Genomic DNA, 24,726 nt, shown 5'->3' with positions numbered 1-24,726 from the left:
GGGGCTCTCGGGGTGCGCCAACCCCCTGGGGGCGCGGGGGGTGCCGCCCACCCCCCCGCCCCCCCCCCCGGGCCGGGGCGGGGGGCGGCGGCGCCGAACCGGTGACCTCCGGCCGTGGCTCGGCCGCCCGCCGGGGCCCGGCGGCTAGCGTCGGGCCATGCAGAAGATCACCACCTTCCTCTGGTTCGACGACCAGGCCGAAGAGGCCGCCCGCTTCTACACCTCGGTCTTCGCCAACTCCCGGATCACCGGCGTGACCCACTACGGCGAGACCGGCCCCGGCGAGCCGGGCCGGGTCATGACCGTCACCTTCGAACTCGACGGTCAGCAGTTCGTCGCCCTCAACGGCGGTCCGGTGTTCCACTTCACCGAGGCAATCTCGCTCCAGGTCGACTGCGCCGACCAGCAGGAGGTCGACGACCTCTGGGCCAAGCTCACCGCCGACGGCGGCGCGGCCAGCGAGTGCGGCTGGCTCAAGGACCGCTACGGGCTCTCCTGGCAGATCGTCCCCCGCGTGCTGACCGAGCTGATCGCGGACCCGGACCCGGCCAAGGCCGCCCGGGTGGTGGCGGCGATGCTGCGGATGCAGAAGATCGAGATCCAGCCGCTCCTCGACGCCGCCCGGGGCTGAGACCGCCTCCGCCGCGTCGGTCGGCGCCCCGGCCGACGCCGGGGCCCTCAGGCCCGCTGCCCTCAGGCCCGCTGTTTGACCGCCCGCCGCCTCCGCAGCCGGCCCGGGTTCAGCCGCTCGCCCCGGGCCAGCCTCCGCAGCCGGGCGAACCGGGAGAACCGCTCCCGGTTCGCCACCGAGGCCCGGTCCAGTTCCTCCATCAGTCGCCGGCTGCGGTGCTCCAGATCGAGCTCGTCGAGGATCCGGTCCACCTCGGCCAGCAGCGAACCGTGCAGCTGCCAGGCCTCCGGGTGCTCCTGCACCCGGAGCAGCAGCAGATGGGCGACGTTCTCCCGGCTGGCCCAGGCGGCGGCCAGCTCGGAGGTCAGCCGCCGCTCGGCCTCCTCGGCGTTGCGGCTCACCTGGGTGGTGACCAGTACCGCGAAGCTCACCAGCGCCCCGCCGAGGTGGCTCAGCAGCTCCTCCAGCGCGACCGCGACGTCGGCCGGGAACAGCCGCTCGCCCGGGGCCCGCCGCTTGGCGAGGTCGGTGAGCGACCGGGCCAGCACCCGGATCACCACCACACAGATCTCCAGCGTGTCCAGACCGGTCCGCAGCACCAGCCGGGAGAGCAGCCCCTCGCTGATCCGGGGGTTGAGCCGCAGGCTGTCCTCGGCCTGTCGCAGGGCGCCGTCGACGTCCGCGATGGCCTGGTCGAGCCGGCGGGCCTCGTACAGCCGTTCGGCCGCGCGCTCCACGGGGGTGGGCTCGCCGAGCTCCTCGGCGATGCCGAGCAGCAGGTGCCGGGCCCGCCGGGCGAGGTCCTCGATCGACTCGCCCGCCGTGTCGATCCAGACCGGCGGGGCGAACAGCAGATTGAACAGCAGTCCGACGGTGGCGCCGATCAGCGTCTCCAGCACCCGGTCCCAGGCTTGTGAGGTCACCTGGCTCACGCCCAGGATGAGCATCGCGCTGATCGCGACCTCCTGGACGAACTCGTCCACCCGGACGAACCGCCCGATGATCAGCGAGGCCAGGATGATCATGCCCAGGCTCCACCAGGAGAGCCCGACCACCGAGCTGAAACCGATCGCGATCAGCACCCCGACGACCACCGAGTTGACCCGGCGGATGCTGGTGGTCAGCGTCGAGTAGACGGTGACCTGGACGACCAGCAGCGCCGTCAGGGGGGCGGTCAGCGGCGCCGGCTCGCTGCTCAGCCGAGTCGCCACCACGTACGAGAGCGTGGCGGCCACCGTGGCCCGGACCGTCTGGACGACGAAGGGTTGTCGGGCACTGCGGCGCAGCGTGGTGGCGAAGGTCTCCGGGAGTAGGGCCATGCCGCCCTTCTTTCCCCGTCCTGGCAGCTCACACTGCTGATCCACCGCACCGGCACTCGAAAGAGCCGCTCGTCCGGCCGAGGGCGCCGGCCCCGGCGCTAGGGCCGGCGGCGCTGTTCGCGCAGCAGCTTCCAGGGTGCGAGCGCCGATTCGACCTGTACGCCGAGGCTCATCTTGGAGGTGCCCTGGACGCGTTCCTCGAACCGGATCGGCACCTCGCGGATCCGCATGCCCCGCTGGACGGCGCGGTAGTTCAGCTCCACCTGGAACGAGTACCCGTTGCTGTGCACGGACGGCAGGTCGATCGCCCGCAGGGCCTGCGCGCGCCAGGCCTTGAACCCGGCGGTGGCGTCCTTGACCCCGAGACCGAGGATGGTGTTGACGTAGAGGTTCGCCCAGGCCGACAGCGCCTTGCGGTGCCACGGCCACTCCTCGGCGGTCGAGCCGCCGGGCACGTAGCGCGAGCCGAGCACCACGGCGGTGCTCTCGTCGGCCAGCAGTGTCTCCACCATGACCGGGAGCACCGAGGCGGGGTGCGACAGGTCGGCGTCCATCTGCACCACCACGTCGGCGCCCTCCTCCAGGGCCCGGGTCATGCCCGCGACGTAGGCCCGGCCGAGGCCGTCCTTGTCGGTGCGGTGCAGTACGGAGACCGTGCCGGGCGCCCGGGCCGCGAGCCCGTCCGCGACCTCGCCGGTGCCGTCCGGGGAGTTGTCGTCGACCACCAGCAGGCGCAGACCGGGCAGCTTCAGGTCAGCGAGCAGCCCCGCGAGGACCGGCAGGTTCTCCCGCTCGTTGTACGTGGGTACGACGACAACGACCTTGGGGGAGGCCTCGACCATGTTCTGTCCCTCGCGCGATCCCCGGCCGGTGCCGCGCCGCCGGCGCCCGCAGCCGACCGGACAGGTGTCCACTTCGGTCGGGCGAGTCTAGCCGCGGTCGTACGTGCCCGGTCGCACCGCCCACCGGTGCTCCGGGCCGCGGCCGTCCGGCCGCCGGCCGGCACCCCGGTCCGGGACGTGTCGTCCTCGGCCGGGGTGCCTGGTGTGCCCTCCGGCTGCGGTGCCGGGTGCCTGCCGGCGGGCTTCCGGGTGCCTACCGGCTGGGGTGCGATCTGCTCCAGGCGGGGGCGACCAGGGCGATCAGGCCGACGGCGAAGGCGAGCTGGAGGATGTGGCGGATCCAGTCGATGCCCGAGGTGTGCCGCACGCCGACCCAGCCGGCCACCGCGTTGCCCAGCCAGGCGCCCGCGGCGCCGAGCAGCATCGTCAGCCACCAGGGGATCGCCTGCGGGCCACGCAGGATCAGCTTGGCCAGAACACCCAGCACGAAACCGATGAGCAGAATCCACAGGAGCTGGAACATCGCATTCCACCTTTCGATGCGCGTTTCCCCATGATCGCCCGGATCACCCGCTTCGGCACGTCGGCGCGGGCCGCCCGGCGGCGGGCCCGGCCGGGCGCTCAGCGGTCGGCGTGGCTGAGGGCGGCCCCGGAGACCGGGTCGAAGACGTGCAGCCGGTCGGTGTCGATCCACAGCTCCAGCGGGCTGCCCTCGGCGGCCCGGGTGTCGGTGCCGATCCGGGCCACCACCTCGCGCCCGCGCGCGGTGGCGCCGGTGTCCCGCCGCTGCGCGGCCAGCTCCTCCAGCGCACGCGGGACGGCCGCCTCGCCCGCGACCGTGAAGTGCGCGAAGACGTCGGAGCCGACCGACTCCAGCACCTCGACGGCGACGGTGGCCGTCCGACCGCCGTGCGGGTGCTCCAGGAGGGCCGCGTCCTCGAAGTGCTCGGGCCGCAGCCCGACGACCACCTCGCGCGGCGCGTCCGCCGCGGTCAGCCGCTGCCGGAGCCGGTCGCTCACCGGCAGGTCGGCCAGCGCGGTGCGCAGCACGCCCTGCTCCAGGGTGGCGTCCAGGAAGTTCATCCCCGGTGAGCCGATGAACCCGGCGACGAACAGGTTGACCGGCTCGTCGTAGAGCTGCTGCGGCGCGCCGACCTGCTGGACGACGCCGCCGCGCAGCACCACCACGCGGTCGCCGAGCGTCATCGCCTCGACCTGGTCGTGCGTCACGTAGACGGTGGTGGTGCCCAGCCGGCGCTGGAGGCGGGAGATCTGGGTGCGCATCTGCACCCGGAGCTTGGCGTCCAGGTTGGAGAGCGGCTCGTCCATCAGGAAGGCCTTGGGGTCGCGGACGATCGCCCGGCCCATCGCGACCCGCTGGCGCTGGCCGCCGGAGAGGTTGGCGGGCCGGCGGTCCAGGTGCTCGGTCAGGTCGAGGATTCGGGCGGCCTCCTCGACCTTGGCGGCGATCACCGCCTTGTCGGTCTTCGCCAGCCGCAGGGCGAAGCCCATGTTCTCGCGGACGCTCATGTGCGGGTAGAGCGCGTAGCTCTGGAACACCATGGCGATGTCCCGGTCCTTGGGCGCGCGGTCGTTGACCACCTGGCCGTCGATCCGCAGGGTGCCCTCGGTGATGTCCTCCAGGCCCGCGATCATGTTGAGGGTGGTGGACTTCCCGCAGCCCGAGGGGCCGACCAGGATCACGAACTCGCCGTCCGCGACGGTCAGGTCGATGCCGTGGACGGCGACCGCGCCGTCCGGGTAGCGCTTGGTGATGCCGTCGAGGACGATCTCGGCCATGCCCTGCCTGCCTTCCTGGGACGTCTTCCTGCGGGGTGCTTCTTCGGGGGTCAGCCCTTGACGGCGCCGGCGGTGAGGCCGGCCACGATGCGGCGCTGGAACAGCAGCACGAAGACCACGATCGGGATCGTGATCACCACGGCCGCCGCGGCGATCGAGCCGGTCGGCTGCTGGAACTGCGAGCTGCCGGTGAAGAACGCGATCGCCGCCGGGACGGTCCGCGCGGCGTTGGTGGAGGTCAGCGAGATGGCGAAGAGGAAGTCGTTCCAGCAGAAGATGAAGACCAGGATCCCGGTGGTGAACACGCCCGGCGCCGCCAGCGGCGCGATCACCAGCCGGAACGCCTGCGCGGGCGTCGCGCCGTCCACCTTCGCCGCCTTCTCCAGGTCCCACGGGATCTCCCGGAAGAACGCCGACAGGGTGTAGATCGCCAGCGGCAGCGAGAACGTCATGTACGGGATGATCAGGCCCGGCCAGGTGTCGAAGAGGCCCAGGACCCGCTCGATGTTGAACAGCGGCGAGACCAGCGAGATCGGCGGGAACATCGCGATCAGCAGCGACATCCCGATCAGCAGCCGCTTGCCCGGGAAGGACAGGCGGGCCACCGCGTAGGCGGCCATGGTGCCGAGGACAACCGCGATGGTGGTGGCGATGACGGCGATGCCGATCGAGTTGACCAGCGCGCGGGTGAAGTCCGAGGTCTGGAAGATGCCGCGGTAGTTCTCCAGCGTCCACTTGCGCGGGACGAAGTCGCCGTCGTTCAGCGTGCTCGGGTCCTTGAAGGAGAGCGCGGCGATCCACCAGACCGGGAACAGCGCGTAGAGCACCACCAGCAGGTTGACGACGCCCCAGCCGGCCGCCGCGCGCGTGCGTCGGGAGGTCATCGGCCCTCCGTCCCGCCACCGGGCGCCGAGGCGCCGAACACCTTGATGAAGACCAGCGCGATCGCCGCCACGCAGAGGAAGATCAGCACCGAGATCGCCGAGCCGATGCCCAGGTTGAGCGCGGTGAAGAGGTTGTCGTAGCCGAGGATCGACACCGAGCCGGTGTCGTTGGAGCCGCCGGTCAGGACGTAGATGTTGTCGAAGACCCGGAACGCGTCGAGGGTGCGGAAGAGCAGGGCGACCAGGATGGCCGGCTTCATCAGCGGCAGGATCACCAGCCGCAGCCGCTGGCCGAAGGTCGCGCCGTCCACCATCGCGGCCCGGACGGTCTCCCCGGGGACGAGCGCCAGACCGGCCAGCAGCAGGAGCGCCATGAAGGGCGTGGTCTTCCACACCTCGGCCAGGATGATCAGCCCGATCGCCTGCCAGTGGTCGGTGAGCGGGGCGCTGCCCTCGGGCAGCAGCGCGGCCAGGTAGCCGGTGTCCGGTGTCCAGGCGTACTGCCAGGAGTAGGCGGCGACCACGGTGACGATCCCGTACGGCACCAGGACGGCGGTGCGCACCGTGCCCCGGCCGAACACCGCCCGGTGCATCACCAGCGCCAGCGCGAGCCCCAGCACCAGCTCGATGGCCACCGAGACGGCGGTGATCAGCACCGTCACCCAGAGCGCCTGCCACCAGAACGGGGAGGAGAGCACGGCGGCGTAGTTGCCGAACCAGACGAACTCCGCCTGCTGGGGGAAGCGCAGGTCGTAGCGCTGGAGGGAGAGGTAGATGGCGTAGCCGACCGGGTAGGCCGTCACGGCGGTCATCACCAGCACGGCCGGGGCGCAGAGCAGCCAGCCGAGCCGGCGCTCCTGGCGCGAGCCCTCGGACAGGCCCTTCGGGGCTGTCGCGGGCAGGGTGGGCGGCCTGGTCACGGGATCAGCCCCTTCGAGCCGAGCGCGTCCCTGAGCTGGCCGTTCAGCGCGGAGACGGTGCTCTCCGGCTGCACGGCGGACGGCGGGGAGAGCGCGTGCGAGATCGCGATCGAGACGTTCTGGTAGGCGGGCGTCTGCGGCCGGACGGAGGCGGAGTCCAGCGCCGCCAGCACGTCGGCGGCGAACGGGTAGCTGTCGGTCAGCTCGGCGGCGGTGTAGAGGCTGCGCAGCGACGGCGGCAGGCCGCCCTTGAGCGCGTTGGTCAGCTGGTTGTCGCGGTCGCGCAGGCAGAGGGTGGCCTCCTGGGCCAGCTCGGGGTGCCGGCTGTAGGCGCCGACCGCGAGGTCGATCCCGCCGATGGTCACGCTCGCCGGGCGGTCCGGGAGGACGGCCGGGTAGGGCGCCCAGCGGAAGTGCGGGAACAGCTCGGGCTGGTCGGCCTTCATCGCGGGGTAGACGAACGGGTAGTTGAGCTCGAAGGCGGCGGAACCGGACTCCATCGCCAGCCGGTTCTGGTCCTCCATCTGGTTGGAGAGCGAGGGGTCGGCGGCGGGGGAGTGGGCGAGGTCCCGGATCACGCCGGCGGCGGTGACGGCCGGCGGCCCGAGCGAGGGGGCGGTCGCGTCGGGGGTGAGCACCGAACCGCCGGCGCTGGTCACCAGGGTGTTGAACCAGACCGTGAGGCCCTCGTACTGGGCGCCCTGGACCTCGACGAAGTGCGGTTTGCCGGCCTTGGCCAGCGCGTCGGCCATGCCGAGCATCTCGGCCCAGGTGCGCGGCGGGGTGGGGACCAGGTCGTCGCGGTACCAGAGCAGTTGGGTGTTGGAGTTGTACGGGACGGCGTACAGCCGGTCCTTCCAGGTCGCGGTCTTCAGCGCGGCGGCCAGGGTGTCCGCGCCGGCCTGCTCCTTGAGCGCGCCGGTCCACTCGCGGATCCAGCCGGCCTCGGCGAACTCGGGCGCCCAGGTGACGTCGAGGCCCATGATGTCCACCCCGGCGTCGTGCGCGGCGAGCCGGCGCACCAGCTGCTGGCGCTGGCCGTCGGCGGTGCGCGGCAGCTTGTTGTAGCGGATCGAGTAGCGCCCGCCGGAGTTGCGGCCGCAGGAGTCGGCGGCCTGCTGGAGGGCGCCGGAGTCGTCGGGGAAGTTGTACCAGTCGAGGGTGACCGGTCCGCCGCCCCCGTCGGCGCCGCTGCCGCAGGCGGCGAGGGCCAGGGTCAGCAAGTGGACCAGGACGAGTGCGGCCCGGTGACGTGGTCTCGGCACGGCTCTCCCTCCGGTGGCGGCCTGCGGGTGGTCACGCTAGGGCGCGCGGCGGGGGCGGGCCGGGAGCTGACGGCGCGACACACCCGATACCCGCCGGGTGGGCTAGAGCTGGTCCGACCGCCGCCGCCGCGTGCGGCGGGAACGGCCGGACCGGGCCCGGCGCCGTTCCGCTTCGATCGGCGCCGGCCGGCCGGTGGCTCTGGCGGGCCGGCCCGCACAGCCGCTACGGTCTGGACCATTCACCCGTTCGGCCGATCGGCCGCAGTCCCCGTCCAGGCCCTTCCGGGAGTCGTCATCAACACCCGATCCACCGTCAGCACCCCGCTCACCCTGCCCGATCTGCTGGACGACCGGGCGGCCCGGCACCCCGGACGGACCGCCCTGCTCGTCCCCGGAGGCGCGCCGCTGGACTACCGCCGGTGGCGCGAGCGCGCCGTCCGCGCCGCCCACGGACTCGCCCGCGCCGGGGTCCGGCCCGGGGACCGGGTGCTGCTGCTGTTCCCCAACCGCGGCTGGGACGCGTACGCGGTGGCCTTCCTCGCGGTCCACTACGCGGGCGCGGCCGGGGTGGTGGTCCGCGAGGACCTCGGCCCGGAGGACACCGTGCGGCTCGCGACGGCGAGCGCGGTGCGCCTGGCGGTGGCCGGCCCGGCGGAGGACCCCCGGGCGGCCGCGGCCGGCGTGCCCTGCCTGCCGCTCGCCGCGCTGGAGGCGGTGACCGGCGCCCCCGAGGAACCGCCGCACCGGGCCCGCCCCGAGGACCTGGCCCAGGTGATCGGCACCTCCGGCACCACCGGGGCGCCCAAGGGCGTGCACGCCGCGCACGCCAGCCTCACCGCGGGGCAGCGGCTGGATCCCAGACCCCGGCCGTACGCCCACTCGGCGCACGCCGTCCACGCCTTCCCGATCGGCACCAACGCGGCCCAGGTCGTCCTGGTCAACGCCCTGGTCGCGGCGCCCGCGACGATCTGCCTGCCGCGCTTCGACGCCGAGGAGTTCGGCCGGACCGTCGAGGAACACCGGGTCGGCACCGTCTTCCTGGTGCCCTCGATGGCCGTGGAACTGCTGAACTCCGGCGTGGCCCACCGCCGGGACCTCGGCAGCGTGCTGCTGGTCAGCTCCTCGGCCGCCGCGCTGCCCGCGCCGGTCGCGACGGCGCTCACCGCCGCGCTCCCCACCGCCACCGTCGTCAACACCTACACCTCCGCCGAGTCCTCGCCGGCCCAGGTATCGGCCGTCGTGGACGCCCGCCGGCCGGGCTCGGTCGGCCGCCCGGCCAACCCGGCCGACCTGCGGCTGCTCGGCGCGGACGGGCACCCGGTGGCGCCCGGCGCCGTCGGCGAGGTCTGGCTGCGCCAGCCCGGCCCGCCGCGCGGCTACGTGGCCGGACCGGGCGAGTCGGCCGCCGTCTTCCGGGACGGCTGGGTGCGGATGGGCGACCTCGGCCGGCTCGACGCGGACGGCTACCTCTACCTGGTGGACCGGGAGAGCGACCTCATCAAGTCCGGTGCGCTGAAGGTCTCCACGCTGCGCATCGAGGACGTGCTGCACGCCCACCCGCGGGTCGCGGACGCGGCCGCGCTGGGCGTCCCGCACCCGGTGATGGGCGCCGTACCGGTCGCCGCCGTGGTGCCCGCCGCGGACGGCCTCGACCTCGACGAGCTGCGGCTGTTCCTGAGCGCCCGGCTCGGTCGCGCCGAACTGCCCGTCCGGATCCTGGTCACCGACCGCCTGCCGCGCAACCCCAGCGGCAAGGTGGTGAAGCACGAACTGCGGGCCCGGTTCACCGAATCGGCCGACCCCGCCCCCGGCACCCCGCCCGCCACCGACCGCGAGGTCGCCCTGGCCGGGCTCTGGCAGCGGGTGCTGGGCCGCCCGGTGCGGGCCGTCGAGGACGAGTTCTTCGCCCTCGGCGGGGACTCCTTCCGGGCCGTCCAGCTGGCCGCCGCGATCTCCGCCGAGTTCGGCGTCACGGCGAGCACCGCCCTGGTCTTCGAACGGCCCTCGCTGCGCGCCCAGGCGGCCTGGCTCAAGGAGGCGCCGACGACGGTCCGGGAGCCGGGCCCACCGGCCGAGGAGGAGGTCTCGGACTTCCTCCGGGAACTGCGCGCCCAGCCGCACGACGTCCCGCTCACCTCCCAGCAGGAGAACTTCCTGCGCTGGACGGCCGAGGCCGAGGGCCGCAACGTCGGATCGGTGGCCGTGATGTTCCGGGTCACCGAGCCGCTGCGCACCGACCTGCTGGCCGAGGCGCTGCACGAGGTGGCGCGCCGTCACCCGGCGCTGCGGACCCGGTTCGTCCCGGTACCGGGCGCCGGGCAGCCGGGGATCCGGCGCGCGGTGGTCGACGCGGACCCGGGCGTGGAGGTCGTCCTGGTCGAGGCCCCGGGCGAGAGCGACGACGAGGTCTCCGCCCGGCTGGTCGCCGTCCGGGACCGGCTGACCGACATCGCCGAGGGGCCGATGACCCGCCTCGCCGTGGTCACCCGGGGCCCGGACGACCACGCCGTGCTGCTCGCGGTGCACCACATGGCCGCCGACGGCTGGTCGATCGGGGTGCTGCTGCGCGAGCTGGGCGTGCTCTACTCGGCGCTGCGGCGCGGCCGGTCGGCGCCCGCCCCCCGGCCGGGACCCGAGTACCGGGAGCTCGTCGCCCGGTCCAACGCCCACTGGCCGGCCTCCCGCGCCCACTTCGCCCGCACCCTGGCGGGCGCGCCGCCGGCGGTGGAGCCGTTCCCGGGGCGGCGGTCCACCGAGGTCGTGCTGAGCGCGGCCCACCGGCTGGCCGTCGCGCCGGAGCGGGCCGCGGCCCTGCGGGCCCGCGCGGCCGAGGCGGGCGCGACGCCCTTCCAGGCGCTCGCGGCGGTCTGGCTGGGCCTGCTGGCGGAGCGCAGCGGCCAGGGCGACCTGGTGCTGATGACCCCAGTGCCGGGCCGGACCGAACCGGCGGCCGAGCGGGCCGTCGGCTGCTTCGTCCAGTCGCTGCTGCTGCGGATCGACGCGACGGGCGCACCCGGGCTCGCCGAACTGCTGGCCCGGGTCCGGACCGCCTCGACGGCCGCCCTGGACCACCAGCTCTACCCCTTCGCGGAGTTCAGCCCCCGGGTGCCGTTCGCCGCCTGGCTCCGCTACGAGAGCTGGAGCGCGCCGGCCCAGCTGCCCGGGCTGGCCTGCACCGCCTGGGAGGTGCCGCGCAGCGCGACCGTGCCGTACCCGATGCCGGGCGGGGACCGGCACGTGCCGGAGCTGGCGGCGGTCGAGCAGCCGGACGGCGGGCTGGTCTGCTGGCTGCGCTACAACGAGCACGCCTTCGCTCCGGAGACCGTCGCGGAGCTGGCGCAGGCCCTGGAGGCCCGCTTGCCGGAGGCCGCGTGAGGAGGAGGCGGAAGGGGTGCGTGCACGGGGTCGGGAGCGGTCGGAAGCGGCCGTTTTGAACCGGTCGTCCGTCGGCGTCCGTTCTTTCCTGCACAATCGTGCATACGTTCGTCCCTTCGTACAGGAGTCTCGCCCCACCATGTCGCCGCAGACCTCGGACCGTCTCCGACCCGCCGCCACCGTCCTTCCGACGCCCCGGGTGCCACGGCCGGCGCTCCGGTGCGGCCGCCCCACGGCGGGGAGCGGCCGATGAGGGGCCTCGGGGGGCTCCGGCGCGTGTCCGCTGGAGCGAAGCTCTGGGCGGCCGGGCTCGCCGTGGTGCTGATCGGCGCCCTGACCGCCGGCCTGCTGTGGTGGAAGCCCTGGGCCCCGCCCGCCGCCAAGGCGCTGGACCCGATGGCGTTCACCACGGCCGCCGGGGGCTCCCCGCTCTTCGGCAGCGGCGAGCACGTCTACCGCTACAAGGTCCGGGCCGAGAAGGGGCTCAAGGAGAGCCCCGAGCAGTTCGCCGCCGCGGTCGACGCCGTCCTCGGTGACGTCCGGCGCGGCTGGGCCGCCGACGGCACGCGCTCCTTCCAGCGGATGCCCGCCGACCCGGTGGACTTCACCGTCTACCTGGCGAGCCCGAAGACCACGGACCGGATATGCGGCCAGTACGGGCTGGACACCGGCGGGTCGGTGAACTGCGGGGTGGGCCACCAGGTGGTCATCAACGCCAAGCGCTGGAACGAGCTGACCGAGTTCTACACCGGCCAGCCGGAGCAGTACCACGCGCTCGCGGTCAACCACGAGGTCGGCCACATCCTCGGCCTCGGCCACGTCGACTGCCCCGGCCCGGGTCAGCCGGCGCCGGTGATGATGCAGCAGATCAAGGGCCTGCACGGGTGCGTCCCGAACGGCTGGCCCTACTCCGAGACCGGCACCCTGCTCACCGGTCCCCTCCTCCCGCCCGCCACCCCGGCCCCGTAGCCACCCGTGACGCCGGTCGCCCCGCCGGATCTCCGGCGGGGCGACCGGCGTCACGCGCTCCGGGCGGTCAGTCGGTGAGCCGGGCGGCGGCCTCCTCCTCGCTGAGGGCCTCGATCTCGGCGATCAGCAGGTCCTCGATCCGGGCGGCGAGGGCGGCGGCGGTGGAGAGTTCGAAGGCGTCGCGGATCGGGACGTCCAGGCCGACGGCGGCGCGGATCCGGGCGACCACGCGGGTGACCAGGAGGGAGTCGCCGCCGAGGGCGAAGAAGTCGTCGAGGACGCCGACCCGGGGGAGGCCCAGGACCTCCCCCCAAAGGGTGGTGACGAGCTGTTCGGCGTCGGTGCGCGGGGCCAGGTACTCGGCGGTGGCGGTCGGGTCGGGGGCGGGCAGGGCAGCGGTGTCGAGCTTGCCGTTGAGGGTCAGCGGCAGCCGGTCGAGGAGGACGACGGTGTCCGGGACGAGGTAGGCGGGCAGCGACCGGGCCAGGTGCTCGCGCAGGGCGGCCGGTGCGGGTTCGGCGCCGGGGGCCGGGACGGCGTAGCCGACCAGGCGGCGGCCGGCGAGGACGACGGCGGCCGCTCCGGCCACCTCCGGGTGGCCGGTGAGGGCGGCCTCGATCTCGGCCGGTTCGATCCGGTACCCGCGCAGCTTGATCTGCTCGTCGGTGCGGCCCAGGTACTCCAGCTGCCCGTCGGCGCGCCAGCGGGCCCGGTCGCCGGTGCGGTACATCCGCGCGCCGGGGCTCGTGCCGGTGAAGGGGTCGGGGCGGAAGGCGGCGTCGGTGAGGTCGGGGCGGCCGAGGTAGCCGCGGGCCAGGCCGGCGCCGCCGATGTGCAGCTCGCCCGCGGAGCCGCGCGGGAGCAGGGCGCCGTTCCCGTCGAGGACGTAGAGCCGGACGCCGGGGAGCGGGCGGCCGAGGGGCGGGCGCCGGGTGGTGTCCGGGGCGGTGAGGTCGGCCGCGGCGACGATCACGGTGGCCTCGGTCGGGCCGTAGGTGTTGACCAGCCGGACGGCGTCGCCGTGCCGCTCCCGCCAGCGGGCGACGGAGTCCGCGCGGGCCTCGGAGCCGCCGAGCACCACCAGCCGCAGGGCGGCCGGCCAGGGCGTCCGCCCGTCGAGGGAGACCAGTTCCTCCCAGTACGCGGTGGGCAGGTCGAGCACCGTGACGGACCGGCCGTGCGAGCCGCGGAGCAGCTCGGGCAGGGTGCGCCCGCCGCCCGGGAGCAGGACCACGCAGGCGCCGGCGGCGAGGGCGGGCCAGAGCTCCTCGGCGTGGGTGTCGAAGCCGATCGAGGCGAACTGGACGATCCGGTCACCGGGCATCAGCCGGTAGCCGTCCGGGCCGGCCATCCAGTCGACCCGGGCGGCGAGGGCCGGGTGGTCGACGGCCACCGCCTTGGGGGTACCGGTGGAGCCGGAGGTGTAGAGGACGTACGCCAGTCCGGCCCGGTCCGCACCCGGGGAGGGCGCGGCGGCCGGGACGATCCGCGGGCCCGCGCCGCTCTCGGCGCCCTCGCCCTCGCCGTGGCCCTCGCTGTGCTCGTCGGTGAGCAGCAGGACGGCGCCCGACTCGCGGAGCATCAGCCGCCGCCGCTCCTCGGGGTGGGCCGGGTCGATCGGCAGGTAGCCGGCCCCGGCCTTCCAGACCGCCAGCAGCGCGACCACCAGGTCGAAGGAGGGCGCCAGCCGGACCGCCACCAGCTGACCGGCGACGGGTCCGAGCCGGGCGGCAAGGTCGTCGGCCCGCCGGTCGAGTTCGGCGTAGGAGAGGGTGTGCCCGTCGCACTCCAGGGCCGGGGCGTCCGGCGCGGCGGCGACGCGTTCCGCGAAGCGGGGGAGCCACGGGCGCGCCGGCCCGGCGTGGCCCGGCGCCGGTCCGGTGCCGAGCGCGAGGAGTTCGGCCTCCTCCTCCGGCCCGAGCAGCCAGTCGCCGTGCAGCGGCAGCGCCGGGTCCTCGACGACGGCGGCGAGCAGGGCCCGGCAGCGGGCGCCGAGCGCGGCGACCGTCCTGTCGTCGAGGACCTCCCGGTCGAAGGCGAAGGAGAGCGTCAGACCGCCGTCCGGCGTCCGCCAGCTGTCGAGCAGCAGATCGGTCTTGGCGCGTTCGAAGCCGGAGTCCATCGAGGCGGTGCGCACCCCGGCCGGCAGGTCGGCGCCGCCGTCGCCGCCGGCCAGGTCGTACTGGCTCTGGTGGACGAACACCGCCTGGTAGAGCGGCGCGGCGCCGGCCTCGGCGGGCAGGCCCAGGTGGGTGGCGAGCCGCTCCACCGGTACCTCCTGGTGGCTCAGCGCGCCCAGGGTGGCCGTCCGCACCCGGTGCAGCACCGTCCGGAAGTCCGGCTCGCCGGTGAGGTCGGCGCGGATGATCCCGGTCCGGGCGAAGTAGCCGACCAGTGCCTCCTGGGCGGCCTCGGTCCGACCTGCCAGGGGGGTGCCCACCAGGAAGTCCCGGGTGCCGGTCCAGCGGGCCAGCACGCACTGGTAGGCGGCCAGCAGCACCATGAACGGGGTGCAGCGCTCGCGCCGGGCCAGTGCGTCCAGGGCCGCGGTGAGTCCGGGGCCGAGCTCGACCGGGGCGAAGCCGGCCGGATGGCGCGGGTGGTCCGGCCGCGGGTGGTCCAGCGGCAGTCGCAGTCGGCCGGTGCCGGCCAGCTTCTCGGCCCAGTAGCGGAACGCGGTCTCGGCGCCGCCGGCCGCCGCGCGCTCCCGCTCGGCGCGGGCGACGTCGCCGTACCGGAGGGCGAGCGGTGCCAGGCCGGCCGGCGCCTCGCCGGTCTCCTCCCGGTAGAGGGCGAGCAGTTCGCGCCAGAGGATCCGGAACGACCAGCCGTCCGAGACGATGTGGTGCACCACCACGGCCAGCGCGTGCTCGGCCGGCCCGGCGGAGACCAGGACGGCCCGCAGCGGCGGCCGCGCGGCCAGGTCGAAGGGCGCGTTGACGGCCGGCCGGCAGGCCTCGGTGAAGTCGCGCTCGCTCGCGCCGGGGGCCAGCTCGACCAGGGCGAGCGGGACCGGCGCGGGCGGCTCGACCAGCTGGACGGGCGCCTCGCCGTCCAGCGCGAACCGGGTGCGCAGGGTCTCGTGGCGGGCCGTCAGCCGGTTCAGCGCGGCGCGCAGCGCGCCCTGGTCGAGCGGACCGCTCCAGCGCCGGCAGAGGTACATGGTGAAGCCCGTGTCGGCGGGGTTCAGTTGCTGGAGGAACCAGAGGCGCCGCTGCTCCTCGGTGAGCGGGTGGGCGGCCTCGGTCGGTCGGGCGGCGCCGGTCGTCTGGTCGGTGCTGGTCATCGGACGGCGGCCTCGGTTCCGGTACGGCGCGCGGGCGGGGTGTCGGCGGGCGCGGTGGTGAGGATGGCGGTGGGGGCGGGGGTGTGGGTCGGGGTGGGCCGGGCGGTCGTGGCGGCGCGGTCCGTCAGGGCGGCGAGGCCCACCAGGTCGTCGGGCTCGGCGTCCGGGACGTCGCGGTCGAAGTGGCGCAGCGCGGGAACGGCCAGGCAGGCCACCACCAGCAGCACCATGGCCAGGCCGAACAGCAGGTAGAGCAGGCCGATGCCGCGTCCCTCGCCGGTGCCGATCAGCCGTCCGACGGTGCCGGCGAGCGCGCCGTCCTCGTCGACCCACGGCTGGACCAGGCGCGGCCCGAGCGGCGCCACCACGGCGAAGCCGACCGGCAGGGTGGACCAGGCGACCATGGTGTTCACCGCGATCACCCGGCCGTGGAACCGCAGCGGGACCTTGGTCTGCACGATCGTCGCGTAGACGCCGTTGACCAGGGCCAGTGCGTAGGCCATGCCGAAGGCGCCGAGCGCCACCGGCAGCACCGAGGGCCGCAGACCGGTCACCAGGCAGGCGCCGGCCAGCCCGAGGGTGGCGAACAGGACGCCGCGCAGCCGCAACCGTCGGGGCCCGCCCCAGACCAGCAGGGTCAGACCGCCCAGCACGGCGCCCAGGCCGGCGGCGACGGCGACCCACCCGGCCGCCGCGAGCGGGGCGAAGGAGAGCACCAGCGGGGTGGTGAGCAGGAACAGCGGGGAGAGGAAGATGTTGAGGACGGCGAAGAACAGCAGCATCGCGCGGAAGTGCCGGCTGCCCAGCGCGCGCCGGAACCCGGCCCGGATCTCGGCGGCGACGCTCTCCCGCCGCCGGGCCGCCATCACGTCCGGGAAGCGCACGGCCAGCGTGACGGCCGTGGCCACCACGTAACTCGCCACGTCGAGGGCGAGGATGCCGCCGAGGCCGAGCGCGGCGAGCAGTCCGACGGCGAACAGCGGCACCAGGAACTGGGCCAGCCCGAAGGCCATCTGGACGATGCCGTTGGCCCGGCCGAGGAACCGCTTCGGCACGAGCTGCGGGACGGCCGAGTTCCAGGCCAGCCGCTGGAAGGTGAGCGCCGTCGAGAGCACCGCGATCAGGACGTACGCGTGCCAGACCCGCAGGCCGTCGGCGAGGAACAGCAGCAGCATCACCGCCTGGGTCAGGCCGGCCGCGACGTCGCCGTACAGCATGATCCGGCGCCGGTCGCCGCGGTCCACGACGGCGCCGGCGATCGGCGCCGCCAGGATGCCGGGCACCAGCCCGCAGGCCGCCAGCAGGCCGAACTGGGCGAGGGAACCGGTGGTCAGGTAGATCCAGACCGGCAGGGCGAACTCGGTGAGCGCCGAGCCGATCATGGAGATCTGCTGCCCGGCGGCGACGCCGAGGAACCGCCGCATGGTCGGCCGTGCCGCCGCCGGGCTCCTCGCGCCGGCCGGGGTGCGCGGGCCGGGCGCGGCGGGGCGGGCGTCGGCGCTCTGCTCGGCGCCGTCCCGGGAGAGGCCGGCCAGCCACCAGGTGGCGCCGCCGGCCCGTTCGTGCCGCCGCTCCCGCCCCGCCGCGACCGAGCGGTGCACGGTGGTCAGGATCTCGGCGAGTTCGGCGGCCCGGTACTTGAGGTAGAAGTGGCCGGCCTCGTCGAGCACCACCACACCGGTGGTGTCGCTGAGCCGGTGCCACTCCCGGTACCGCTCCTCGTAGAACTCGGTGGCCGGGTCCCGGTCGCCGCAGACCGCGATCACCGGTGCGGAGATCCGGCCGTCCTCGCTCTCGAAGAGCCGGGTGAAGTACTGCTCGGCCTCCTTCGTACCGGTCCGGCGGTTGCGCACCATCAGGCGCAGCTGCTCGGCGCCGACCTCGTCGGTGTCCAGACCGGCCGCCGCCAGGGCGTTGACCATGCCCTGGTCGCTGCGGAGCCGGTCGGCGATCCGCGCCCACCGCTCGCCGACGGCGGCGCCGCGCCCGCGCGGCCGGGCGAACGGGAAGATCCCGCCGAGGTGCACGGCCTCGATCTCCCGCCCGGCCGCCTCGACCAGGCGGGCGACCTCCACGGCGAGCCGGACCCCGACCCCGCAGTGGCCGTAGAGGACGATCCGCCCCTCGACGGTGTCGACGATCTCCTGGGCGCAGCGGGCGGCCACCTCGTCGATGTCCATCGCCTCCTCGCCCAGCTCGTGGCCGGGGACGGCCAGCGAGTGCAGCGCCCAGTCGGCGGGCAGCGCGTCGGCGAGCGGCTTGTAGATGAGCGCGCTGCCGCCGCCGTACGGGGTGCAGACGATGCTGGCGGTGGTCCGGCGGCCGGCCGGGGTGAGCCGGTGCAGCAGGCGGCGGGGGCCGCGGTCGGCGTCCGGGTCGCTGAGCAGGGCGGCGAGGCGCCGGACGGTGGGGTACTTGAAGAGGTCCATCACCCCGACCGGAGTGGCGAGTTCGGGGTAGGCCCGGCGCAGCCGGGCGACCACCTGGGTGGCGAGCAGCGAGTGCCCGCCGAGTTCGAAGAAGTCGTCCAGGGCGCCGACCCGGGGGACCCCCAGCAGTTCGGCCCAGAGCCCGGCGAGGAACCGCTCGGCCTCGTCCTGCGGTTCGACGAACTCGCCGGTGGCGGCGGGCTCCTCGGGCTCGGGCAGCGCGCGGCGGTCGACCTTGCCGTGGGCCAGCAGGGGGAGCCGGTCGAGGACGACGAAGCGGGCCGGCACCATGTAGTCGGGCAGCACCTCGGCGAGGGCCTCGCGCAGCTCGGCGGGCGCCGGCGCCGGGCCCCCGCCCGGGTGTTCGAGGTAGCCGACCAGCGCCTGCCGCAGTCCCTCGCCGCGCCCCAGCACCACGGCCTGGGTGATGCCGGGCAGGGCGGTGAGGGCGGCCTCGATCTCGCCCGGCTCCACCCGGTAGCCGCGCACCTTGATCTGGTCGTCGCCGCGTCCCAGGTAGTCGAGGGTGCCGTCGGGCCGCCAGCGCGCGAGGTCGCCGGTACGGTAGAGCCGGTCACCGGGCGCGCCGAACGGGTCCTCGACGAAGCGCTCGGCGGTCAGGTCGGGGCGGCCCAGGTAGCCGCGGGCGAGCCGGTCGCCGCCCAGGTACAGCTCGCCGGTGACGCCCGGCGGCACGGGCTGCAGCGCCTCGTCGAGCACGTGGCAGCGGGCCCCGGCGAGCGGGGTGCCGATGGGGGTGCTCCCCGGACCGGCCGCGCCGGCGGTGACCTCGTGGACGGTGACGCCCACGGTCGCCTCGGTGGGGCCGTAGTGGTTGAACACCGCGCAGCGGTCCAGGGCGGCCAGTTCGGCGGCCCACGGCCAGGCCGAGGCCTCGCCGCCGAGCACCAGCGCCCGGCGCGGCAGCAGCCGCTCCAGCGGGGCGTCGGAGCCGAGCGCGGCCAGGTGCGAGGGGGTCATCTTGAGGTAGTCGAGCTCCAGGGACTCGATCTGCTCGGCGAGTTCGGCGCCGGCGGTCCGGCGGGGGAGCAGATGGACCCGGCCGCCGCTGCTCAGCGCCAGGTAGAGCATCGTGATGCTGAAGTCGAAGGACAGCGACTGCAGCAGCCCGTAGCTCGCGCCGGGCTCGATCCGCAGCCGCTCGCGCACCCCGGCCAGGTAGTTGAGGATCTGCCGGTGCTGGACGGCGACGCCCTTGGGGGCGCCGGTCGAGCCCGAGGTGTAGATCACGTAGGCCAGGTGGTCCGGGCCGGCGGCCTCGTCCAGCGGCTCCGGATCGGGCGTGAGGGGCTCCGGGCCGGGCGGGTCCGCGTTGAGCAGCAGCTCGGCGCCGGTGTAACCGGGGAAGCGCCCCCGCAGCGCGGTGTCGGTGACCAGCACCCGGACCTCGGCGTCGGCCACCAGGTGGGCGAGCCGGGCGGGCGGCTGCTCCGGGTCCAGCGGCAGGTAGGCACCGCCGGACTTGAGCACGCCGACCAGGGCCGCCGCCAGTTCGGGGGACTGCTCCAGGCAGACCGCGACCCGGTCGTCGGGCCGCACACCGAGCGCCCGCAGCCGCCGGGCGAGGCCGGTGGCCCGCTGCTCCAGCTCGCGGTAGTCGAGCGTGCGGTCCCCGAGGACCACGGCCGGGCGCTCCGGGTGGTCCCGGGCGGTGGCGGCGAGCAGCGCCGTCAGGGTGTCCGGCGCACCGGCGGTGGCGGGCAGCGGCGGGCCGGCGGCCCAGGTCTCCAGGACGTCCCGCCGTTCGCCGGGGGTGAGCAGCGGCAGCCGGGAGACCGGGCGGGCCGGGTCGGCCACCGCGGCGGCGAGGAGCAGTTCGAACCGCTCGACCAGGCGCCGGACGGTCGCGGCGTCGAAGAGGTCGGTGCGGTAGGTGAGCAGCCCGTACAGGCCGCCGTCGGACTTCTCCCGCAGGTAGAGCGCCAGGTCGGTGCGGGTGGTGGTGGCCTCGTGGCCGAAGCCCTCCCGGGCCGGTGCGCCACCGGGGCGGGTGTTGGTGCCGGTGCTCGTGTGGGTGCTGCTCGCGGTGCGGTCGCCGTAGTTCTGGAAGGCGAAGCTCACCTGGAAGACGGCCGACCGGCTGACGTCGCGCTCGATGTCCAGGTCGGCCACCATCTGCTCGAAGGGCACCTCCTGGTGGGTGTACGCGTCGAGGGTGGTCTCGCGGACCCGGCCGAGCAGCTCGGTGAAGGTCGGGTCGCCCTCCAGCCGGGCCCGGATCGGCAGGATGTTGACGAACAGCCCGACGACGTCCTCCAGTTCGCGGTGGAGGCGGCCCGCGACGGCCGAGCCGACGGCGAAGTCCCGCAAGCCGGTGTGCCGGCCCAGCAGGGTCTGCAGCGCGGCCATCAGCACCATGTACGCGGACGCGTTGGCGGAGCGGGCCAGGGCGTTGACGCCGCTGCCGAGTTCCGCACCCCAGTGGAACTCCAGGGCGGCGCCGTCGAAGGTCAGCACCGGGGGCCGCGGTCGGTCGGTGGGCAGGTCGAGGACGGGGACGTCGCGCAGCTCGGTCCGCCAGTAGGCGCGGGAGGCGGCCAGCGCGCCGCCGGTCAGCCGCTCGCGCTGCCAGTGCGCGTAGTCGCCGAACCGGACGGCGGGGGCCGCCAGGCCGTCCGGGGTGCCGTCGGCGTGCCGGGCGTAGAGCGTGTCCAGCTCGCGGTGGAGGATGTCCAGCGACCAGCCGTCGCTGACGATGTGGTGCATCACCAGCGCGAGCACGTGCTCGTCGGGTGCGATGCGGACCAGCAGGGCGCGCAGCAGCGGTCCGGCGGCCAGGTCGAAGGGCTCGGCCGCCAGGGCGCCGAGTTCGGCGGTGGCGCGCCCGGCCGGGTCCGGGTCGGCGGTGGCGTCGACGAACCGGGCCGCGCACGGGGCGGGTTCGGCGACGCGGACCTCGGCGGTGCCCTCGGGGGTACCGGGGAAGGTCATCCGCAGCGCCTCGTGCCGCGCGACCAGGTCGGTCAGGGCGGCGTCCAGCGCGTCGCGGTCGAGCGGCCCGCGCAGCCGGCGGGCCGGGGCCAGCGTGTAGGCCGTGGAGCCGGGGGCGAACTGGTCCATGAACCAGAGCCGTTCCTGGCCGCTGGAGAGCGGCGGGGCGGTGCCGGGCGGTCTGGCCGGCACGGTTCTGGCGGGGGCCGAGGCGGTCCGCAGCCGCTGGGCGAGCAGGGCGCGCTTGGTCGCGGACAGCCCGGCCGTGGGGTCCTGGATGTCGGTCATCGGTGATCCATTTCGGCGCACGTCGGAGGTGGCGGTGCCCTCGGGGCGGGAGCGGCCGCGGGGTGAGCGGGCGGCGCGGTGCAGCGCGCCGCCCGGGAGGTCAGCGCAGGTCGCGGACGGCCGCGGCGATGCCGAGCGGCGTCGGGGTGGCGAAGAAGACGTCGAAGTCGAGCTCGACGCCGAGCAGGTCGCGGGTCCTGGCGGTGATCTGGATGATCGTCAGGGAGTGCCCGCCGAGCTCGAACAGGTCGTCCTCGGGGCCCAGGTCGGGCAGTCCCAGCACCTCGGCCCAGATCCCGAGCACGGCGTCGAGCACCTCGTCGTGCTCCTGCTGCCCGGCTGCTCCGGTCGCCCCGGTCGAGCCCTGGCTCGCGGCGTCGGTCGGGCGCGGGGGGACGGGCAGCGCACGGCGGTCCAGTTTGCCGTTCGGCGTCAGGGGCAGCCGGTCGAGCACCGCGAAGCGCTGCGGTACGGCGGCGGCCGGCAGCGTCCGCTGGAGGAGGGCCCGCAGCTCGGCGGCGTCCGGCACGGCTGCCCCGGGCGCCGGGACGAGGTAACCGGCGACGAACGGCTCCGCGCCGCCGGCCGCCTCGTCCCGCCGGACGGCGGCGGCCGCCTCGGCGACCGCGGGGTGGGCCAGCAGCGCCGACTCGATCTCGCCGAGCTCGATCCGGTGGCCGCGGATCTTGACCTGGTCGTCGAGCCTGCCGAGGAACTCCAGTTCGCCGTCGGCGGTCCAGGCCACGAGGTCGCCGGTGCGGTAGAGCCGCTCGCCGGGCGCGCCGAACGGGTCCTCGACGAAGCGTTCGGCGGTCAGCCCGGGCCGGTCCAGGTAGCCCTCGGCGACCCCGTCACCGCCGAGGTACAGCTCGCCCGGCACACCGATCGGGAGCGGCCGGCGCCGCCCGTCCAGCACGTACGCGCGGGTGTTGGCGATCGGTCGGCCGATCCGGACGGCCTCCGGTGCGGCCGGGACCTCGGCGCAGGTGGACCAGACGGTGGTCTCGGTCGGCCCGTAGACGTTGAGGAGCCGGTCGGTGCCCGCCCTCAGCTCGCGGGCCAGCGGCAGCGGCAGCGCCTCCCCGCCGACCAGGGCGGTCAGGCCGGGCGGCAGCGTTCCGGCGCCCAGCAGGACCCGCCAGCCCGAGGGGGTGGCCTGGGCGTGGGTGACGCCCTCGCGCTCCACCAGCGACCGCAGGCCCGGGCCGTCGACGGCGAGGCCGTCCGGCGCGAGCACCAGCCGCCCGCCGGTGACCAGCGGCAGCAGCAGTTCGAGCGCGGAGATGTCGAAGGAGAGTGAGGTGAGGCCGAGCCAGACGTCCCGGGGGCCCGAGCCGAGCCGGTCGGCGAAGGCGGAGAGCAGGTTGACCAGCGCGCGGTGGCCGGTCTCGACGCCCTTGGGGCGGCCGGTCGAGCCGGAGGTGTAGAGCACGTAGGCGAGCCGGCCGGGCGCGGTCCGGGTGGCGGCCGGGTCGTCCTCCGGCGCGTCGTCCGCCGTGTCGCCCGCCGCGTGGGTGAGCCGCAGCAGCGTCGGGGCCGCGGCGGCCACCTCGGGGGCCGGCTCGCGGTCGGCCAGCAGCAGCGTGGCGCCGGAGTCCGCCAGGACGAGGGCGAGCCGTTCGGCCGGGTAGGCGGGGTCGAGCGGCAGGTAGGCGGCGCCGACGGTGTGCACGGCGAGCAGCGCGGCCGGCAGGTCGGCGGTGCGGCCGAGGTGCAGAGCGACCAGGTCGTCCCGGCCGACGCCGGCCGTGGTCAGCGCGTTCGCCAGCCGGTCGGTGCGCCGCAGCAGCTCCCGGTACGTCAGGCGCTCGGCGCCGGCCACCACCGCGAGGGCCTCGGGCGTGGCGCCGGCGCGCTCGCGGACCAGGTCGAGCACGGTCCGGTCGGCGGGGTAGGCGTGCTCGGTGGCGTTCCAGGTGCTCGTGACGAGCCGCTGCTCGGTCTCGTCGAGCAGCAACAGGTCCGCCAGGGCCGCTCCCGGGTCGGCCGTGGCGGCGGCGAGCAGGGCGGCGAGGTGTCCGGCGATGCGCCGGGCGGCGGCGGGGGAGAGGACGGCCGGGTCGTACTGGAGGGAGAAGCCGACGGCCCCGGCGTCCTCGACCGCCTGGAGGTGCAGCGTGTTGCGGGAGGCGTGCGGGAACACCGTCCAGTCGACCCGGGTGGTGCTGCCCGGGAACACCGGGTCGGCGGTGGTGCGGCGGCGGTAGCCGAACGAGACGGGTGCCAGACCGGTCCGCGGCGTGAGCCCGGGCACGGCCGCGCCGAACGGGACGGCGCGGTGGGCCGAGACCAGGCGGACCTCGGCCCGGACGGCCTGGGCGTACTCCGCGAACGTCACCTCCTCCCCGGCGCCGGCCGGGGCGTGCACCGGCAGCTCGTTGACGAAGAGGCCGATGTCGTCGCGCCGCTCCGGGCGGCGGGTGGCGAAGGGGACCGCGACCGGGACGGCCTCGCCGCCGTAGCGCCGCAGCAGGCCGTGCAGGCCGGCGAGCAGGAACTCGAAGACGGTGACCCCGCAGTCGCGCGCGGCGTCGACCAGGGCGGTCCGGCCGGCGCCGTCGAGCCGCCAGGTGACGGCCTCGCCCCGGCCGGCGTCGGTGGTGGCCCGGGGGCCGTGGGGCAGCACCGGGTCGGTGGCGGCGGCCCACCGGGGGCCGTGGAAGGAGGCCGCCCTGCGGACGGCCTCGGGCTCGGGTTCGATCCCGAGGGCGTCACGCCGGTCGTCGGGGGCGGCGGGGTCGAGGGACGTGGGGGCGGAGGTCGCGGGGTCGGCGGCGGGGGAGTCGGTGGCGGCCGGTCCGCCGGCTCGCGCGGCGGCGTAGGCGGTGGCGAGGTCGGCGGCCAGGACGTCCTTGGAGTGCCCGTCGAACACCGCGTGGTGGGCCACCACCAGCAGGTCGGCCGCCCCACCGGCCCGCCGGAGCAGGGTGAACCGGGCGAGCGGTCCGGCGGCGAGGTCGAACGGGAGGGCCAGTTCCACGGCCAGTCGCTTGGCCAGGCCTTCGCCGCTGTCGGCCGTCGCGTCGACGACGGTGAGCGCGGGCGGCCGCCCCGCCGGGACCTCGCGGACCAGGCCGTCCTCCTCGACCAGCGCCGCCGCGAGCGCGGGGTGGCGGGTGACGGTGGCGGCGACGGCCCGGGCCAGGGCGTCGGCGTCGATCCGGTCGAAACGGAACCGCAGGGCGAGGTGGAAGGCCTCGGGGACGGCGGTCCGCCTGGTCGTCAGCCAGATCCCGTGCTGGGCGGGGGAGGCGGGGCGCCCGGCCCGGGCCGGAGTGTTCGCCGCTCTCGCGGGCTCCTCCTCCGGCGCGGCGGACGGGCCCGGTACGACGGATGAGACTGGTGCGGCGGACGAGCCTGGAGTGGTGGCGGAGTCGACGGGGGAGACGGACATGGCGGGCTCGATTCGGGAGTCGGAGGCGGGGCTGCGGTGACCCGTCCGACCGGGTTCCGCCGCGACGGTGCGGCCCGGTGGAGGGCGCGGCCGTCGGATGCGGTCCGGGCCGCCCCGCGGACCGGTCGACAGGCCGCTGGAGCAAGGCCGACCCGACTCCCAGGTTCCCCCCTGATGCGTCAAGCGGTCCGATCTTCTCCCCCGTGGAAAGATCATTGGCCTGGACCTGTCGTGAGATTTCCACAGACCACATGCCTCGTCAAGGGTTGTTCACGACCCGGGCGGGGCAGTCCGACGGTTCGTCAACTACCCGCCGCCACAAGCCGTCACGGTGGCGGTCTTGAGGGCCGTCCCGACGGCGGGGTCGGACCG

General features: G+C 75.3%; 13 protein-coding genes. 3 read left to right on the top strand and 10 right to left on the bottom strand.

Annotated features, from left to right (window positions below):
* Positions 1-157 precede the first annotated feature (157 nt).
* On the top strand, positions 158-631 hold the full coding sequence (locus tag ABT263_RS30570) for a VOC family protein (RefSeq protein ID WP_352295268.1): 474 nt from the start codon (positions 158-160) through the stop codon (positions 629-631).
* A gap of 62 nt (positions 632-693) precedes the next feature.
* Here the strand turns inward: ABT263_RS30570 and ABT263_RS30565 are convergent, their stop codons facing one another.
* From ABT263_RS30565 to ABT263_RS30535, 7 genes are all read right to left on the bottom strand, one after another.
* Entirely contained in the window at positions 694-1,950 is a 1,257-nt protein-coding gene (locus tag ABT263_RS30565) for an FUSC family protein (protein WP_329491342.1), read from the bottom strand.
* A gap of 98 nt (positions 1,951-2,048) precedes the next feature.
* Positions 2,049-2,792, bottom strand: a complete 744-nt coding sequence (locus ABT263_RS30560; protein ID WP_352295266.1) for a polyprenol monophosphomannose synthase — start codon at positions 2,790-2,792, stop codon at positions 2,049-2,051.
* 253 nt (positions 2,793-3,045) lie between these two features.
* Complete coding sequence (locus ABT263_RS30555; protein ID WP_329491344.1) at positions 3,046-3,315, bottom strand: GlsB/YeaQ/YmgE family stress response membrane protein; 270 nt, start codon at positions 3,313-3,315, stop codon at positions 3,046-3,048.
* Positions 3,316-3,413: 98 nt separating this feature from the next.
* Positions 3,414-4,592: an ABC transporter ATP-binding protein gene (locus ABT263_RS30550; RefSeq protein WP_352295264.1), complete on the bottom strand. Its 1,179-nt coding sequence runs from the start codon at positions 4,590-4,592 to the stop codon at positions 3,414-3,416.
* 50 nt (positions 4,593-4,642) lie between these two features.
* Positions 4,643-5,476 (bottom strand): carbohydrate ABC transporter permease, encoded by an 834-nt coding sequence (locus ABT263_RS30545; RefSeq protein WP_352295262.1) that lies wholly within the window; start codon positions 5,474-5,476, stop codon positions 4,643-4,645.
* On the bottom strand, positions 5,473-6,396 hold the full coding sequence (locus ABT263_RS30540; RefSeq protein WP_352295260.1) for a carbohydrate ABC transporter permease: 924 nt from the start codon (positions 6,394-6,396) through the stop codon (positions 5,473-5,475). Before ABT263_RS30540 ends, ABT263_RS30545 begins: the two co-directional genes overlap by 4 nt.
* Positions 6,393-7,661 carry an ABC transporter substrate-binding protein gene (locus ABT263_RS30535; RefSeq protein WP_352295258.1) on the bottom strand — a complete coding sequence of 423 codons (1,269 nt, stop codon included), beginning with the start codon at positions 7,659-7,661 and terminating at the stop codon, positions 6,393-6,395. The genes ABT263_RS30540 and ABT263_RS30535 overlap by 4 nt, the downstream gene beginning before the upstream one ends.
* A 237-nt stretch (positions 7,662-7,898) precedes the next feature.
* Between ABT263_RS30535 and ABT263_RS30530 the strand changes: the two genes are divergently transcribed.
* On the top strand, positions 7,899-11,036 hold the full coding sequence (locus tag ABT263_RS30530) for a class I adenylate-forming enzyme family protein (protein WP_502885886.1): 3,138 nt from the start codon (positions 7,899-7,901) through the stop codon (positions 11,034-11,036).
* Between the two features lie 276 nt (positions 11,037-11,312).
* Positions 11,313-12,005: a DUF3152 domain-containing protein gene (locus ABT263_RS30525; protein ID WP_352295256.1), complete on the top strand. Its 693-nt coding sequence runs from the start codon at positions 11,313-11,315 to the stop codon at positions 12,003-12,005.
* A gap of 67 nt (positions 12,006-12,072) precedes the next feature.
* Here the strand turns inward: ABT263_RS30525 and ABT263_RS30520 are convergent, their stop codons facing one another.
* The 3 genes from ABT263_RS30520 to ABT263_RS30510 all read right to left on the bottom strand — a co-directional run bounded on the left by ABT263_RS30520 (position 12,073) and on the right by ABT263_RS30510 (position 24,354).
* Positions 12,073-15,291 (bottom strand): non-ribosomal peptide synthetase, encoded by a 3,219-nt coding sequence (locus tag ABT263_RS30520; protein ID WP_352295254.1) that lies wholly within the window; start codon positions 15,289-15,291, stop codon positions 12,073-12,075.
* Positions 15,288-20,960: a non-ribosomal peptide synthetase/MFS transporter gene (locus ABT263_RS30515; protein WP_352295252.1), complete on the bottom strand. Its 5,673-nt coding sequence runs from the start codon at positions 20,958-20,960 to the stop codon at positions 15,288-15,290. The genes ABT263_RS30520 and ABT263_RS30515 overlap by 4 nt, the downstream gene beginning before the upstream one ends.
* A gap of 100 nt (positions 20,961-21,060) precedes the next feature.
* The gene (locus ABT263_RS30510) at positions 21,061-24,354 is read right to left on the bottom strand and encodes a non-ribosomal peptide synthetase (RefSeq protein WP_352295250.1); all 3,294 of its coding nucleotides are present in this window, start codon (positions 24,352-24,354) and stop codon (positions 21,061-21,063) included.
* Between the last annotated feature and the right edge of the window lie 372 nt (positions 24,355-24,726).

It is taken from the genome of Kitasatospora sp. NPDC001603 (assembly GCF_040298365.1).
In the GTDB taxonomy this organism is placed as follows: domain Bacteria; phylum Actinomycetota; class Actinomycetes; order Streptomycetales; family Streptomycetaceae; genus Kitasatospora.
This window is presented reverse-complemented; position numbering and strand designations above follow the sequence as displayed.